This window comes from Streptomyces sp. NPDC047453, assembly GCF_040643155.1.
Taxonomy (GTDB): Bacteria; Actinomycetota; Actinomycetes; order Streptomycetales; family Streptomycetaceae; genus Streptomyces.
Genome location: NZ_JBEYTS010000010.1, coordinates 138148 through 153273 on the forward strand (window position 1 = coordinate 138148; position 15126 = coordinate 153273).

Here is a 15126-nt window from a genome sequence, read left to right on the forward strand (position 1 = left end):
GAAGTGGAGCCCACCCTCCCCGCCGTGAGATGTCAGGAGATCGCCGGCAGCGGCTCCGCCTCCGCGGTGGCCGGCTGAGCGGCCTCCCGCCGCACGCGGACGGTGTGCAGTCGCGCCGTGCACCAGATGCCAACCGCCGAGATGACCATCAGCAGCAGGGCCGGGGGCCAGTAGTGGCCGCCCGCCAGCGCGGCCAGGGACACACAGGCCACCGGTGCGAAGCCGCCGAAGATCAGGTTGCAGACCTGGTACGACAGGGAGATCCCGGTGTAGCGGACGTGCGGTTCGAAACCTTCGGCGAGGATCGCGGCGATCGGTCCGTACAGGGCCGACATCACGAACCGCATCGCGAGCATCATCAGGTAGATCAGCGCGACGCTGCCCGTGCCCATCACCATGAACTGCGGCGCCGCCAGGACGACGACTCCGGCGAGTCCGGCGATGACGACCTTGTGCGCGCCGACGCGGTCCCCGAGCCAGGCCAGGCCCGGGGTCACCAGCAGTTCGAGGAAGGCCGCCAGCGTCAGGCCGTTGAGCAGCATCGACTCGGACAGGTGCAGGTGCCCGGTGCCGTAGGACAGCAGGTAGCTGGTCACCACGTAGTAGCCGCCGGTGGCCGTGGCCAGGGCGAAGACGCCGACCAGCACGGTACGCCAGGCCTTCTGGAGCACCTCCGCCACCGGCAGCTTGGCCTCACTCCCGTGCTCCTCGCGCTCCTCGCGCACCTCGGACATCACCGGCGAGTCCTCGAGCTTGACGCGGATGACGAGTCCGATGGCGACGAGGACGGCGGAGGCGAGGAACGGCACGCGCCAGCCCCAGCTGAGGAACGCGTCGTGGCCGAAGAGGTTCATCAGGCTGAAGGCGCCGGTGGACAGCAGGGCGCCGACGGACGAACCGAGCTGGGCGAACGAGCCGAAGAAGGTCCTCCTGCCCTTCGGGGCGTTCTCCACCGCGATCAGCACCGCGCCGCCCCACTCGCCGCCGATCGCGACGCCCTGGACCAGGCGCAGGACGATGAGCAGGACCGGAGCCAGGGCACCGACCTGGGCGTAGGTCGGCAGCAGGCCGATGGCGAAGGACGCGATGCCCATCATCAGCAGGGTGATGACGAGGGTCTTCTTGCGTCCCACTCGGTCGCCTATGTGCCCGAACACCACGCCGCCGAGCGGTCGCAGCAGGAAGCCGACGGCGAACGTGCCGAAGGCGGACAGGGTCTTGAGCAGTGAGGGCATGTCCGCGGGGAAGAACACGTCGTTGAAGACGATGGCCGCGGCGGTGGCGAAGGCGTAGAAGTCGTACCACTCGATCGAGGTGCCGGCCAGGGCGGCCAGCGCGGCTCTGCGCGCGTTTCTCGGATCGGGCTGGTGGGTGCGGTCCGGCATGCGGGACCTCCGGCTGAGGGTGGGGACGGGGGAGCGGGAGAGCGGCGCGGCGGTGCGCGCCGCTCCCGGGGGAAGGGGACGGAGCGGGGACGCGAGCCTCAGCGGCCGGGGGCCGCCCAGGCGCGGGTGCCGCCGATCCAGGTCTCGCGCACGCCGATGCCGGCGAGTTCGTCGGCCGCGGTGTGCAGGGGGTCGGCGTCGAGGACGACGAAGTCGGCGAGCATGCCAGGGGCCAGCGCGCCCACCGCGTGCTCGCGGTGCAGGGCGCGGGCGGCCGCGGCGGTGTGTGCGTGCAGGCCGTCGGCGACCGGCAGCCGCAGTGTCTCGTCGCCCAGGACGGTGCCCAGGACCGTGCGCCGGGTGGCGGCCGCGGAGACCGCCTCCAGCGGGGCGGGCGGGGCGACCGGCGCGTCGGAGCTGAACACGACCGGAACGCCGGCCGTGAGGCAGCGGCCTGCGGGGTTGTAGCGGTGGCCGAGCTCGCCGACGGCGGTCAGCGTGCCGTCGCCGGTCCGCAGGTGGTGCTGCGGCTGCATCACCGGGACGACCCCCAGCGCGCCCATGCGCTCGATCTGCTCGTCGGTGGGCAGGCCGCAGTGCTCGATACGGTGCCGCATGTCCGGCCGGGGCCGGTCCGCCTGCGCCTTCTCGACCGCGTCGAGGACCATGCCGATGGCGTACGGGGACTGGGCGTGCGTCGCCGTCTGCAGACCCGCGCGGTGAGCCCGAGCGACGATCTCCGCGTACTCCTCGACCGAGTGGTACAGCTGGCCGTGGTGGCAGCAGTCGGTGGCGTAGCCCTCGGGGAAGTAGGCGGTCCAGCCGCCCAGCGTGCCGTCGGCGTAGAACTTGACGCCCTGCACACGGAACAGGTCGCCGCCGAAGCCGTGGACGACGCCGAGTTCGAGCGCGGTGTCCAGCAGCGCGGAGGTGAGGTACGCCGACACCCGCATGCGCAGGGAACCGGACTCCTGCGCCCTCAGATAGGTCTCCATCTCGCGGCGCGAGGCCTGCGCGTCGCCGACGGTGGTGACACCGGCGGCCAGGAAGACCTCCTGGGCACGCGCCAGATGGCCGGCCATGACGGCGTCCGGTTCGGTGAGGTGGAAGTTCGGGCCGTGGTTGCCGATCTTCACCCCGCCCGGCCCGGTGAGCAGGTCGCACGCGGCGTCCCACAGCTGCCCGTCGGGCTCGCCGGAGGCGAAACGGCCGATGCTGCCCCCCTCGGGATCCGGGGTGCCGGCCGTGATGCCGCAGGTCCGCAGCGTGTGGGAGTTGACGACGCCGCCGTGACCGGAGGCGTTCATGACGTAGACCTCGCGGTCGTCGGCGACGCGGTCGAGGTCATGGCGGGTGGGGTGGCGGTGTTCGGCGAGGCGGCGGTGCTCGTAGCCGAAGCCGCGCACCGGGACTCCGGCGGGCAGGCCGCGGGCGGCCTCGCGCAGCACGTCGACCAGGGTGTCGATGTCCGGTACGCGCTCGGGCCGGCAGTCGACCCAGGCCAGGGCCTGGCCGTACATCACCGGGTGGCAGTGCGCGTCGACGAAACCGGGGTGGACCAGACCGCCGTCGAGCTCCAGCTCGCGGTCCACGCGGCCGAGCGCGGCGCGGGCGTCGTCGGCGGTGCCGACGTGCACGATCCGGTCGCCGCGCACGGCCAGGGCTTCCGCGCGGGTCGTGGTGCCGGCGGCGGCGATCGCGGCGCCGGTCACCAGCAGGGTGCGGTCGGGGGCGTCGAGGGGGTGGTGCATGGGGCCTGCTTTCGACCAGGGGACGCCGAAGGTGCGCGGAGGCGACGCTACGGCTGATTCGTTCGCCTGGACGATAGATAACGAACGACAGATTGGCTAGAGGTGCTCCGCGAAAAAATTTCGGAAGCCATCGGTGGTCTTTGATTACGGATCGTTCGTCAGAGGGGGTGGCTGCCCGCTGTTCCCGCTCCGGCGTCCGGTGCCGGTGCCGGGGCTCCCGGGTCGTAGCGCTCCTTCACCAGTTCCATGTGCAGCCAGCTCTCCACGCCGCTCACCTGCTCGCACGCCCGCATCCGCTCCAGGGTGGCCAGGAGTGCGGGCAGTGACTCGGCCGTGATGGTGCCGACCAGATCGGCCCGGCCGAGGCAGGCGGACAGGAACGACACGCGGTCCCAGGAGGCGAGCTGCTCGGCCACGGGATCCGCGGGACCGTCCAGGCGCACCGCGAAGCCGCAGAGATGGCCCATGCCCAGCAGTTCGGGCCGCACCAGGGCGAGCACCTTCGCGACGCCGCCGTCGAGCAGCCGCAGCGTGCGGGACCGGGTGGCGCCCGCCGACAGCCCCACCCGGTCGGCGAGTTCGGCGAACGGCAGCCGGCCGTCGCGCTCCAGCTCGTCCAGGATCCGCCGGTCCAGCTCGTCGAGTTCGGCGGCGGCCGGGGGGTCGGGCAGCAGGTAGGGGTCCTTCAGCTGGCGGGTGGTGATCAGCGGATCGACCGTCCGTACGCCCGGCAGGGTGCGCACCCGCTCGATCGCCCGGTCCAGCTCGGCGAACCCCTCGGTGCGCAGTTCGGTCATGATGGCGCGCTGCCCCGCCGTGAGGGTGACGAACGGTGCCTGGGGCATCGCGGCGATGGCGCGCGCCACCGGTCCGGCCGCTCCGTTGGTGTCGATCGACAGGTGCGCCGAGGCGGTCAGCCCGCGCACGGCGGGGTGCACGATGGCCACCACGCGCACCGCGCCGGAGTCCAGCATCCGCTGGACCCGGGCCCGGGTGGCGGGCCGTGACAGGCCCACGCGCTGGGCCAGCGTCTCGTAGGTGAGGCGGCCGTCGTTCTGCAGCTCGCGCACGACAGTGAGGTCGGTGTGGTCCAGATCCACCTGGGCTGTTCCCCTCGGTTCCTTCGGTGTGTCGGCCCGTGGTGCGGTGGCGCCCGGGTCCGGTGTCATTCTCGGGCATCGTCCGCCGGGTCCACCGGCGGGTGATGCGCATCACTGCGCGGTCGAGTCAATCACCAATGGACATCAGATCAGTCGAAACGTAAGTTGAGGGCGTTTCGAACGGTCGAATCAGTTGAGGAGGTCGCCGTGGGGCAACCCGTGGTCGTCTACACGGACCTGGGCGAGCTGGACCCGGAGCCGGGCGTCCGGCTCCTCACCGACGCGGGTTTCGCCGTGCGGATCGCCGGCAGCCGCGACCCCGAGGCCATCGCGGCCGCGGCCCATGACGCGGTGGCGCTGATCGTCGGTTACGCACGCGTGGACGAGACCCTCCTCGAGCGCCTGCCGCGGCTGCGCGTCCTCGCCACCATGTCGGCCGGGTACGACATGATCGACGCCGCCGCGGCCCGCCGCCGCGGCCTGTGGGTGACCAACCTGCCCGGCACCGCCACCGAGGACGTCGCCGTCCACGCCCTCGCCTCGGCCCTCTCCCTCGTACGCCGACTGCCGCAGGCCGACGCCGTCGTGCGCGGCGGGGGCTGGGCCACCGACTTCGCCAGGGCCGAACTGCCGCGCCGAGCCAGCGGTTTGACGCTGGGATTGGTCGGGATGGGCCGCATCGCCCGGGAACTCGTCCGGATCGCGACTCCTGTCTTCGGCCGCCTCGCCGCGTACGACCCGCAGGCCGACCCCGCCGGATGGCCGGCCGGTGTCGACCGGCTCGGGCTCGACGAACTGGTGGGCGCGGCGAACGTGCTGTCCCTGCACGTCCCGCTCACCGGCCGCACCCGGGGCATGGTCGACGACGGACTGCTTGCCCGCATGCGACCGGGCGGCCTGCTGGTGAACGTCTCCCGCGGCGAGCTCGTCGACCCCGAGGCCCTGCTCCGGGCGCTCGACAGCGGCCGGCTCGCCGGAGCCGCCCTCGACGTCCTGCCCGTGGAGCCCCCGCCCGCCGACGACCCGCTGCGCGGCCACCCGCGCATCCAGCTGTCCCCGCACAGCGCCTTCCTGTCCGACGCCTCGCACCGCGCGTACGTGTGCGAGCCCGCCGAGAACGTCGTCGCCTGGCAGCGCACCGGCCGTCCCCTCACGCCCGTCATCGACCCCGAGGCCTGAACAGTCCCGAAGGAGCCCCCATGACCGACCTGCTGAGCACACCCGCCACCCGGAGCCCGGCCGCGCCGGCCCTCGATCCGGCCGCCGAGGAGCTGCGGCTGCGCCGCGAACTGGCCGCCGTCTACCGGCTCGTCGCGCACTTCCGCATGACCGACCTCATCTTCACGCACATCTCGCTGCGGCTGCCGGGCCCGGACCACCACTTCCTGATCAACCCCTACGGCCTGCTGTTCGAGGAGATCACCGCCTCGAACCTGGTGAAGATCGACCTGTCAGGCAACCCGGTCGAGCCGACCCCCTACCCGGTCAACCCGGCCGGTTTCGTCATCCACAGCGCGATCCACGCCGCGCGCGAGGACGCGCACTGCGTGCTGCACACCCACACCAAGGCGGGCTGCGCCGTCGCCGCCCAGCGCGACGGGCTGCTGCCGGTCAACCAGATGTCGATGGAGTTCCACAACCGGGTCGGCTACCACGACTACGAGGGCGTCGCCCTCAATCTCGACGAACAGCGGCGCCTCGTGGCCGACATAGGCGGCCACCCCGCCCTGATCCTGCGCAACCACGGGCTGCTGACGGTCGGCGAGAGCGCGGCCCAGGCGTTCCTGCGCATGTACTACCTGGAGAAGGCCTGCGAGATCCAGGTGACCGCGCAGGCGGGCGGCGGCCCCCTCGTCGTCCCGCCGGCCGAGGTCTGCGAGTACACCGCCCAGCAGCTCGCGGGCGAGGCGACCTCGGACTTCGAGGACGCCGACGCGTACGGACTCGCCTGGGCGGCGCTGCTGCGCCTGCTCGACCGGACCTGCCCCGACTACAAGGACTGACCACCGTCCCCACCGCCCCGGCAGGGGAACGCGGTCAGACGAGCCGGCGGTGGACGCGCAGCGCCAGGTGCAGGGCCAGCGCCCGGGGCGTTCCCGTCGGATCGCCGCCCAGGAGGTCGAAGGCGCGCTGCAACCGCGCGTAGAGGGACTGGCGTTGCAGATGCAGTTCCGCCGCCGCGCGGGTCTTGTTGAAGCCGGTCTCGAAATACGTCTCCAGAGTGGTGAGCAGGAGGTCGCGTTCCTCGTGCCGCAGGGTGAGCAGGAGCCCGAGCTGTTCCCGTACGAGCCGCTCCGCCGGGATGCGCAGCTCGTCGTCGAGCAGCAGCCGCTCCGCACTCAGTTCGGTGGCGTCGACCACCCCGGCCCGGAACGCGCGCGTGGGGCGGCGCACGCACTCCAGCGCCGCGCCCAGCGAGACGGCCGCGTCCTCCAGGGCCGGCATCAGCGGGCCGACTGCGATCGCCGTCCGGTCGGACGAGCGCCACTCGATGAGATCGGCGACGAGCCGGGCCCGCAGGCCGGCGGCGCCGTTGCGGTCCCGCAGTGACAGGAGCGTGTGCACGGCGAGCGGGGACGGCACGTCGACCGCGGTCCGGCCGTAGCGGGACAGCAGATCGTCCAGGCGGCGCAGTTCGGCCGACGGCCCGGTGGCGCGGGCGGCCACCCCGATGACCGGCGCGTCGGCGCTGAAACCGATCGACACGCCCAGCCGGCGGATCCGCTGCGGATGCGCGCCGTCCGCGGCGGCCAGCCGGACGAGTTCACTCGCGGCGAACTCCCGCGGGCCCGGCGCCCGGAACCGCAGCAGTGCCAGCTTCAGCGCCTCCACCGTCCGGTCCTGCGCAAGTTCCAGCGTCTCGACGTCCGCGTCGGCGTCCGGGTAGAGCACGAGGGTGGCCGCGGGGACCCCGCGGATCGTCAGCCGTGTCCCCATGCCGCCGAACGGGTTCGGCTCCTCCCGCGCGGGCCCGCTCCCCGGGTCCTCCTGCGGGCTGCTGACGGTGATGAGCCGGTCGTTCGCGTCGAAGACGGCGGCCGTCGCCGACGTGTGCCGCACGAGCGCGTCCAGCACCTCCTGTACGCCACCGCCCTCGGCGAGCAGCTCGGACTGCTCCTGGGAGAGCGCGTCCACCGAGCGCAGCCGTGCCACGGAGTCGTTGATCAGGGCGCCGTTGATCACCTCGGCGACCTCCACGAACGGGACCACCCGCCGCAGCTCGACGACCGGGAACTCCCGCGCGGCCGCCTCCTCGACGAGCGGCGCCGGAACCTCCCGGAGCTCGCCGCCGGTCTCGATCGCGACGCCCGTGACTCCCCGGACGGCCAGGCTCCGGACGTACGCGCGCTGCTCGCCCTCGCTCGCGCGGGCCAGCATGGTGCCGCCGGTCAGCAGCAGCTCACCGCCGCGCAGCAGCGGCGCCACCTCCAGGACCTCGCTCGAGTGGAGCCAGCGCACGGTCCGCTCCAGAGCCCGCGATCCGGCCAGGACCCGGGGCTCGGCCGGTGCGAGGCTCGGATGGGCGAGGACCCGCGAAAGCGACATCAGCATGACGATTTGTTTAGCACGGCGGGACAACTGTATGACAGATCGTTTCTTGTTCCGTGTGACCTGGACCACCAGGATTGCGGGGCAAGCGGCCCGCCCCAGCGTGCGAACAGGCCGTCTCAACCTGGGGGTCAACCCATGTCTGCTTCTTCCGCACCCTCGTCCCCGCCACCGTCCACCGTCCCCGAGGTCGAGGCCGCGTTGCAGCCCGTCCCGGAGTCGGCCCGGACCAACAGCGTGTCCGGCCAGTTCTGGATCTGGTGCGGCGCCAACATCGCTCCCATCAACTGGGTCCTGGGGGCGCTCGGCGTCAAACTCGGTCTGGGCCTGTCCGACACGCTCATCGTGCTGGTCGTCGGCAACCTCATCGGCATGGCCTTCTTCGGCGTCTTCGTGCTCATGGGCCAGCGCACCGGTGTGACCGGCATGGTCCTGGGGCGCGCCGCCTTCGGACGCCGCGGCAACTATCTGCCCGCCGGCATCCAGGCGTTCCTGGCGATCGGCTGGTGCTCGGTCAACACATGGATCATCCTGGACCTCGTCATGGCCCTGCTGGGCAAACTCGGCCTGGTCGATCCGCACGGCGCCAACCACGCGTGGAAGATCGCGGTCGCGGCCGTGATCATGGCGGTCCAGGTGTGCATCTCCTGGATCGGCTACCGCGCGATCTCCGCCTTCGAACGCTGGACGGTACCGCCCACCATCGTGGTCCTGGTGGCCATGTCGGTGGTGGCCTGGTTCTTCCTCCACATCGACTGGTCGTACGCGGGTCCGCCCGGACACGTGCTCACCGGCGGCGCGCGCCTGGCCGCCATGACCGGAGTGATGACCGCGATCGGCATCGGCTGGGGCATCACCTGGTTCACCTACGCCGCGGACTACTCGCGCTTCGTCAGCACCGGCATGCCCCGGCGCAGGCTCTATCTGGCCAGCACCCTGGGGCAGTTCATCCCCGTGGTGTGGCTGGGGGTGCTCGGCGCCACCCTCGCCACCAAGAACGGCTCCGTCGACCCGGGCCGCCTCATCGTCGACAACTTCGGGGCGCTCGCCATCCCCGTGCTCCTGCTCGTCCTGCACGGCCCCGTGGCGACCAACATCCTGAACATCTACACCTTCACCGTCGCCACCCAGGCCCTGGACATCCGGGTGCCGCGGCGCACGCTGAGCAGCGTGGTCGGCGTGCTGTCCATGGTTGCCGTGGTCTTCTTCATCTACCAGTCGGACTTCGCCTCCGTCCTCGACACCTGGCTGGTCGGACTGGTGGCCTGGGTGTCCACCTGGGGCGGCATCATGCTCGTCCACTACTACCGGGTCGAGCGCGGCTCGATCCAGGTCGACCGGCTCTTCGACCCCGTGGGCACCCGGCGGCTGCCCGACGCCAACTGGGCCGGCTACACCGCGTTCTTCGCCGGCGTCCTCGCCACCTGGCTGTTCATGTACGGGGTGATCCCGGTCTTCCAGGGGCCCGTCGCCGTCGCCCTCGGCGGCGTGGACCTGTCGTGGCTGGCCGGCGGGGTCACCAGCGCGACGGTCTACGCGGTGCTCGGACCGCGTGCGGCACGCCCGGCCCGGTCCGCCGCCCTCCCCACCGTCCCGGAAAGGACCGACGATGAACTTCCCCTGGCCTGACGGCCGCCGCGCCGCCGCCGCGTTCACCTTCGACGTCGACGCCGAATCGTGCGTCCTCGCGCACGACCCCTCGGCCTCGTCGCGGATGTCGCTGATGACCCACCAGGCCTACGGCCCACGGGTCGGTGTGCCCAGGCTGCTGCGACTGCTGCGGCGCCAGGACGTGAAGGCCACGTTCTTCGTCCCCGGATTCACCGCCGACACCTATCCCGACATGGTGCGGAGCATCGTCGACGAGGGGCACGAGGTGGCGCACCACGGCTACCTCCACGAGCCGATGCGGGGCATCGACGCGACGCGGGAGGCCGAGTACCTCGACCGCGGCCTGGAGGCGCTGGACCGGCTCGGCATCCGCCCGGCCGGCTACCGGGCCCCGTGGTGGGAGATGAACTGGCACACCCCGGACCTGCTCATCGAGCGGGGCTTCCAGTACGACTCCAGCCTGCTCGACGGCGACACCCCGTACCGGCTGCGCGGCACCGGGGCGGCGGGCAGCCTGGTCGAGATCCCCGTCGACTGGGGCCTGGACGACTGGGAGCAGTACGCCTTCTACCCCGGCTGGACGGGCAGCGGGGTGATCGAGAGCCCACGCAAGGTGCACGAGATGTGGCTGCTGGAGGCGCAGGCGCACCACGCCGAGAGCGGCTGCTTCGTCCTGACCAACCACCCCTTCATCTCCGGCCGCCCCTCCCGCGCGGCGGCCCTGGAACGGCTGATCGAGGACGTGCGCGCCCTGGACGGCATGTGGATCACCACGCTGGAGCAGATCGCGGCCCACACGGCCGGGACCGTCAGGGAGATCCGGCACATCGAGCGCATCGAGGCACCCGACTCACTCACCACGAGCCACGGCTAGCACCGGCCGGGCAGCGCCCGGCGAACGTACCGAGCTCCCGCGGAACCGCCTGGGCGGACCGCCGGGGGTTCGGTGCGTTCGGCCTGCGGCGGACGGGCGTTCGGGGTTGTGGCCGCCGGGCTGCCGTGCCGCCGTCCGGCCGGCGGCGGGTACCGCGCACCGTGGCGCCGGCCAGGGGCACGAGGTGTCCGGTCCGCCCCTGGACGGGGCTGCCCCGGTCCGCTCAGGCCGGGCGGGGCGGTCGGCGGGTTCGGTGTTGTGCGTTCGGTGCGGTGAGGGTGGCTCACGGGCGGGCGGCGCGCGTTCCGCGCGGTCACCCGCGTTGCCGTGGCCCGTCCGGGCTGTGGCCGCCGAGTCGGCGGGTCACCTGGGCGGCGGCGGTGCGTACCGCCTCGCCGAGAAGCGGCAGCCGGTCGGTGGAGACGCGGAAGCGGGGCGTCGAGGCGAGGACGGCCGCGGCCACCTCGCCACGGTGGTCGAAGACCGGTGCGGCCACGCCCGCCTCCTGCAACGAGGCCTCCCCGTAGTTCGTGGCGTAGCCCTGCCCGTGCATCGCGTCGAGCTGGGACAGATACGCCTCGACCGCCGTCTCGTCGAGCCCGGGCAGGACCAGCGTGCCGCTGGTGAGCAGGGCGCGGACGGTGCCGCCGGGCAACTGGGCCAGGAACACCCGCACCGACGAACTGGCGGCGGTGTGGTACCGGGTGCCCAGCGCGGTGGTGTGCTTGACCTCGTGAGGGCTGGGGACCTGCTCGACACACACGGCCTCGGAGCCGTTCCACAGCATCAGCGCCGAGGTCTCACCGGTGCGCCGGGTCAGCTCCCGCAGCACCGGGTGGGCGACGCGGCGCACATCGAGGTCCGCGAGCAGGGGCCCGGCCATGGCGATGACGCCCAGGCCGAGCCGGAAACGCCGGGAATCGGCGGCCCGTTCGACCAGACCGGCCTGCTCCAGGGTGGCGAGGATGCGGGAGACGGTGCTCTTGTGCAGGCCGACCCGGGCGGCGATGTCGGTGACCCCGAGCAGCGGCTCCCGCGCGCTGAAGCAGAGCAGGACGGAGATCCCGTTGCGCAGGACGGAGATCCCCCGGTTCTCCGCCGCTCCCGTGTCCTCGCGGCTCGGGTCCGTTCGCCTGTCCGCCATGGGTGCTCCCTCGGTGTGCACGGCACGGCGCGGTGCCGCGCCGACCCGGCGGGCCGGCGCGGCACCGCGTGCCGTCGGGTTCCCGGTCAGACGCCCAGGATGTTGTGCTCGGGGCCGAAGGGGAACTTGGTGATGTTCTCGGCGCCGTTCTCGGTCACGACCAGGATGTCGTGCTCACGGTAACCACCGGCGCCCGGCTCGCCCTCGGGCACCATGATCATCGGTTCCATGGACACCACCATGTTCGGTTCGAGCACGGTGTCGATGTCCTCACGCAGTTCGAGCCCCGCCTCGCGGCCGTAGTAGTGGGACAGCACACCGAACGAGTGGCCGTAGCCGAACGTGCGGTTGGGCAGCAGGCCGTGGCCGATGTAGATCTCGTTGAGCGCGTGGGCGATCTCCGCGCAGCTGATCCCCGGCTTGATCAGTTCCAGACCGCGCCGGTGCACCTCGACGTTGACCTCCCACAGTTCGAGCGACCGGGCGTCGGGCTCGCCGTAGAAGAGGGTCCGCTCCAGCGCGGTGTAGTAACCGGAGATCATCGGGAAGCAGTTGAGGCTCAGGATGTCGCCGCGGCCCACCTTGCGAGTGGTGGGCCAGTTGTGGGCGCCGTCGGTGTTGATGCCCGACTGGAACCACACCCAGGTGTCGCGGATCTCGGTGTGCGGGTACGCCCGGGCGATCTCGCGGACCATGGCGTCGGTGCCGGCCAGCGCGACCTCGTACTCCGGGGCGCCCTCGTGGATCGCGGCGCGGATGGCCTCGCCGCCCAGGTCGCCGACCCGCGCGCCCTCCTTGATCAGGGCGATCTCCTCGTCCGACTTGACCATCCGCTGCCGCATGGCGGCCTGCGCGATATCGGTGAACTCCGCGCCGGGGAAGGCGGCTTCGAACTTCCGCAGGGTGTCCAGCGGCAGGCTGTCGTGCTCGACGCCGATCCGGCGCGGGGTGACGGCCCGCCCCCTCAGCGTCTCCTTGATGACATGGATGTAGTTGTCGCGGTGCCAGTCGGTGTAGACGACGTTGTCGCCGAAGGTGCGCCGCCACGGCATGCCGGCGTCGATGTTGGCGGAGACGGTGATCTGGTCGTCCGCGGTGACGATCAGCGCGTAGGGGCGGCCGAAGGAGGTGAAGAGGAAGTCGGAGTAGTACTTGATGTTGTGGTACGAGGTGAACAGGGCGACGTCGACGCCCGTTTCGGCCATCGCCTTGCGGAGCATCGACAGCCGGCGCTCCATCTCGGCGTCGGAGAAGGTCAGTCGCTCCTTCTCACCGTTGCGGATCAGCTTCAGGCGCTCGAGGTCGGCAGCGGACACGGGTAACTCCTTCGCGTCGGTTCTCGTCGGCTTTCATTGGTTCTTCATCGGTCCGGCGTCTCTCCTCCGACCGGGGAAGAAGAGCGGTCCGGTGGTGGTGGGGCGGTCCTCAGTGCTCGCGCAGCGGCTCGCGTGAGGTCTCCTTCGCGGCCAGGACGGCCCAGAGCGAGACCAGCGCGGCGGCGACGAGGTACCAGGCGGGGGAGAGGCTGCTGCCGGTCCAGGAGATGAGCAGCGTGGCGACGAACGCCGCGGTCCCGCCGAAGAGGGCGTTCGCCAGGTTGAAGCTGATGGCGAATCCGCTGTAGCGGACCCGGGTCGGGAACTGCTCGGCGAGGAAGCTCGGCAGCGTCCCGTCGTTGAGGGTGAGCATGCCGCCGAGCAGCACCTGGATCGCGATGACGGTCAGCAGCCCGGCGCCGTCCAGCAGCATGAACGCCGGCACGGTGCACAGCGTGAACAGGGAGGACGCCGTGATCAGCATCTTCTTCCGGCCGAACCGGTCCGAGGCCAGGCCGGTGAGGAAGACGAAGGCGATGTACGCCGTGAGCGAGACGGTGGTGGCGAGGAACGACTCGGTGGTGCCGAAGTGGAGTTCCTCCGACAGGTACGTCGGCATGTAGCTGAGCAGCATGTAGAAGCCGACCGCGTTGAGCACGGTGGCGCCCATCGCGAGCAGCAGCGGGCGCCGGTTGGCGCGCAGCATCTGCTTGGCCGGGGTCCGCGCGACGTCCTGCTCCTCCAGGGCGCGGAACGCCGGGGTGTCCTCCAGCCGCATCCGGATGTAGCGGCCGATCAGGCCCATCGGAGCGGCGAGCAGGAAGGGCAGGCGCCAGCCCCAGCCGTGCATCTGGTCCTCGGAGAGGATCCCGGTGAGCAGGGCCGCGAGCAGGGAGCCGAGCAGCAGTCCCGAGGCAGTGCTGGCCGGGACCACGGAGGCGTACAGACCGCGCCGTCCGGCGGGCGCGCACTCGACCAGGAAGGCGGAGGCGCCGGCGTACTCACCGGAGGCGGAGAACCCCTGGACGACCCGGACCACCAGGAGCAGCAGCGGTGCGAACAGGCCGACCGCGTGATATGTGGGCAGCAGGGCGATGCAGAAGGTCGCCACCGACATGATCACGATGGACAGCGAGAGCGCGCTGCGCCGGCCGACCTTGTCGCCGATGTGTCCCCAGACGAAACCGCCGAGGGGGCGGACGAAGAAGGAGACGGCGAAGACGCTGAAGGTCGCCAGCAGGGCCGTCGTGCGGTCGGTGTCGGGAAAGAAGACCGTGGAGATGGTCGCCGCCAGATAGCCGTAGGCGGCGTAGTCGAACCACTCGACGAAGTTGCCGATGAAGCTGGCCGCCACCACGCGGCGGCGTACCGCGGTGCTGTCGGCGGGCGAGCCGGCCATGTCGTCGGCGGAGGGGGTGAGCGGCGGGGGCGGATCGGGCGGCTGGGGCCGCACCGGGGCGCTTGGCTGGTCGTTCATGGAACGGACTCCCCAACATGGAGTTGCATATCCAGCAACGGTGTTGCACAAAGTAGGTGGAGTCCTGGACCTGCGCAAGGGGTTCACTCATCGTTTTTCCGTACGAGCATCCCTGTTGCGTCAAACGCAACAAGCCGCCGGCCTGAGGCCGGCGGCTGAGGGGAGTATTGCGCTCAGATCGCTTCGCGGATCGCCCGCTCGAAGCCCACGACATGGCTTCGCGCCAGTTCCGAGGCCTTGTCCGGGTCGCCGTCGACGATGGCCCGCAGCAGCGGTCCGTGCTCGACGACGTGTCCCGCCATGCCGGGCAGCCGGTTCACGAACAGGCACCAGATCCGGGTGGCCAGGTTGTCGTAGCGGACGAGGGTGTCCTCGAGGTACGGGTTGCGGGTCGCGGCGTAGATGGCGCGGTGCACCCGCAGGTCCAGGCGCATCAGGGCGTCCGCGTCCTGTCCGGGGGTGTCCTCGCCCTCCAGCCGTCGCAGCAGCGCGCCCAGCGCCTCGCGGTCGGCGGCCGTGGCGCGCTCGGCCGCGCATGCCGCCGCCATCGGCTCCAGCTGGCGCCGCACCTCGGAGATATGGGCGAGGTCGGTGATGTTGACCTCGGTGGCGAAGGTCCCGCGCCGCGGGTAGGCCACGATCAGCCGTTCGTGCTGGAGCCGCTTGAGGGCTTCGCGCACCGGGGTGCGCCCGAAGCCGACGCTCAGGGCGAGCAGATCCTCGTTCACCGGGGCGCCGGGCGGGATCTCCAGCATGATCAGCCGGTCCCGGATGTCGCGGTACGCGCGCTCGGCGAGGGTGAGCGTCTCCTCGGATGTCGCCCGCGAGGCCTCTGCCTGATCCATCGCGCTACCCCCTTGACCCGTTCCGTCGGCTGTCCTACGTTACCGCACACAACTGATATATCAGTGTGGGAGCA

12 protein-coding genes are annotated in these 15126 nt (G+C 71.5%); 4 read left to right on the plus strand and 8 right to left on the minus strand.

What is annotated here, in order from left to right:
- Positions 1–32 precede the first annotated feature (32 nt).
- From ABZ818_RS12515 to ABZ818_RS12525, 3 genes are all read right to left on the minus strand, one after another.
- Entirely contained in the window at positions 33–1385 is a 1353-nt protein-coding gene (locus ABZ818_RS12515; protein WP_361413175.1) for an MFS transporter, read from the minus strand.
- Positions 1386–1483: 98 nt separating this feature from the next.
- Positions 1484–3136 carry an amidohydrolase family protein gene (locus tag ABZ818_RS12520; protein ID WP_361413176.1) on the minus strand — a complete coding sequence of 551 codons (1653 nt, stop codon included), beginning with the start codon at positions 3134–3136 and terminating at the stop codon, positions 1484–1486.
- Between the two features lie 158 nt (positions 3137–3294).
- On the minus strand, positions 3295–4305 hold the full coding sequence (locus ABZ818_RS12525) for an Lrp/AsnC family transcriptional regulator (protein ID WP_361413177.1): 1011 nt from the start codon (positions 4303–4305) through the stop codon (positions 3295–3297).
- A gap of 138 nt (positions 4306–4443) precedes the next feature.
- Between ABZ818_RS12525 and ABZ818_RS12530 the strand changes: the two genes are divergently transcribed.
- Positions 4444–5415, plus strand: coding sequence for a C-terminal binding protein (locus tag ABZ818_RS12530; RefSeq protein ID WP_361413178.1), 972 nt, complete (start codon positions 4444–4446; stop codon positions 5413–5415).
- A gap of 20 nt (positions 5416–5435) precedes the next feature.
- A complete protein-coding gene (locus ABZ818_RS12535) occupies positions 5436–6239 on the plus strand; it encodes a class II aldolase/adducin family protein (RefSeq protein WP_361413179.1) in 804 nt (267 codons plus the stop codon).
- A gap of 34 nt (positions 6240–6273) precedes the next feature.
- On the opposite strand, the gene ABZ818_RS12540 is transcribed toward ABZ818_RS12535, so the two are convergent.
- The gene (locus tag ABZ818_RS12540; RefSeq protein WP_361413180.1) at positions 6274–7782 is read right to left on the minus strand and encodes a PucR family transcriptional regulator; all 1509 of its coding nucleotides are present in this window, start codon (positions 7780–7782) and stop codon (positions 6274–6276) included.
- A gap of 141 nt (positions 7783–7923) precedes the next feature.
- Here ABZ818_RS12540 and ABZ818_RS12545 point away from each other — a divergent pair, with 141 nt between their 5' ends.
- Together ABZ818_RS12545 and ABZ818_RS12550 are read left to right on the plus strand one after the other, a co-directional pair.
- On the plus strand, positions 7924–9414 hold the full coding sequence (locus tag ABZ818_RS12545) for a cytosine permease (protein WP_361413181.1): 1491 nt from the start codon (positions 7924–7926) through the stop codon (positions 9412–9414).
- Positions 9395–10270 carry a polysaccharide deacetylase gene (locus ABZ818_RS12550; protein ID WP_361413182.1) on the plus strand — a complete coding sequence of 292 codons (876 nt, stop codon included), beginning with the start codon at positions 9395–9397 and terminating at the stop codon, positions 10268–10270. The genes ABZ818_RS12545 and ABZ818_RS12550 overlap by 20 nt, the downstream gene beginning before the upstream one ends.
- 313 nt (positions 10271–10583) lie before the next feature.
- Here ABZ818_RS12550 and ABZ818_RS12555 read toward each other — a convergent pair whose 3' ends face one another.
- The 4 genes from ABZ818_RS12555 to ABZ818_RS12570 form a co-directional block, all read right to left on the minus strand.
- Positions 10584–11414 carry an IclR family transcriptional regulator gene (locus tag ABZ818_RS12555; RefSeq protein ID WP_361413183.1) on the minus strand — a complete coding sequence of 277 codons (831 nt, stop codon included), beginning with the start codon at positions 11412–11414 and terminating at the stop codon, positions 10584–10586.
- Positions 11415–11500: 86 nt separating this feature from the next.
- Entirely contained in the window at positions 11501–12730 is a 1230-nt protein-coding gene (locus ABZ818_RS12560) for a M24 family metallopeptidase (RefSeq protein WP_361413184.1), read from the minus strand.
- Positions 12731–12839: 109 nt separating this feature from the next.
- On the minus strand, positions 12840–14207 hold the full coding sequence (locus ABZ818_RS12565; RefSeq protein ID WP_361413185.1) for an MFS transporter: 1368 nt from the start codon (positions 14205–14207) through the stop codon (positions 12840–12842).
- 173 nt (positions 14208–14380) lie between these two features.
- Positions 14381–15052 (minus strand): GntR family transcriptional regulator, encoded by a 672-nt coding sequence (locus ABZ818_RS12570; protein ID WP_361413186.1) that lies wholly within the window; start codon positions 15050–15052, stop codon positions 14381–14383.
- Positions 15053–15126 lie beyond the last annotated feature (74 nt).

Excerpts from the sequence above, each read along its gene's own strand:
- ABZ818_RS12515 (WP_361413175.1), bottom strand. The coding sequence starts at position 1,385 with ATGCCGGACCGCACCCACCAGCCCGATCCGAGAAACGCGCGCAGAGCC.
- ABZ818_RS12520 (WP_361413176.1), bottom strand. The coding sequence starts at position 3,136 with ATGCACCACCCCCTCGACGCCCCCGACCGCACCCTGCTGGTGACCGGC.
- ABZ818_RS12525 (WP_361413177.1), bottom strand. The coding sequence starts at position 4,305 with ATGACACCGGACCCGGGCGCCACCGCACCACGGGCCGACACACCGAAG.
- ABZ818_RS12535 (WP_361413179.1), top strand. The coding sequence starts at position 5,436 with ATGACCGACCTGCTGAGCACACCCGCCACCCGGAGCCCGGCCGCGCCG.
- ABZ818_RS12540 (WP_361413180.1), bottom strand. The coding sequence starts at position 7,782 with ATGTCGCTTTCGCGGGTCCTCGCCCATCCGAGCCTCGCACCGGCCGAG.
- ABZ818_RS12545 (WP_361413181.1), top strand. The coding sequence starts at position 7,924 with ATGTCTGCTTCTTCCGCACCCTCGTCCCCGCCACCGTCCACCGTCCCC.
- ABZ818_RS12550 (WP_361413182.1), top strand. The coding sequence starts at position 9,395 with ATGAACTTCCCCTGGCCTGACGGCCGCCGCGCCGCCGCCGCGTTCACC.
- ABZ818_RS12555 (WP_361413183.1), bottom strand. The coding sequence starts at position 11,414 with ATGGCGGACAGGCGAACGGACCCGAGCCGCGAGGACACGGGAGCGGCG.
- ABZ818_RS12565 (WP_361413185.1), bottom strand. The coding sequence starts at position 14,207 with ATGAACGACCAGCCAAGCGCCCCGGTGCGGCCCCAGCCGCCCGATCCG.
- ABZ818_RS12570 (WP_361413186.1), bottom strand. The coding sequence starts at position 15,052 with ATGGATCAGGCAGAGGCCTCGCGGGCGACATCCGAGGAGACGCTCACC.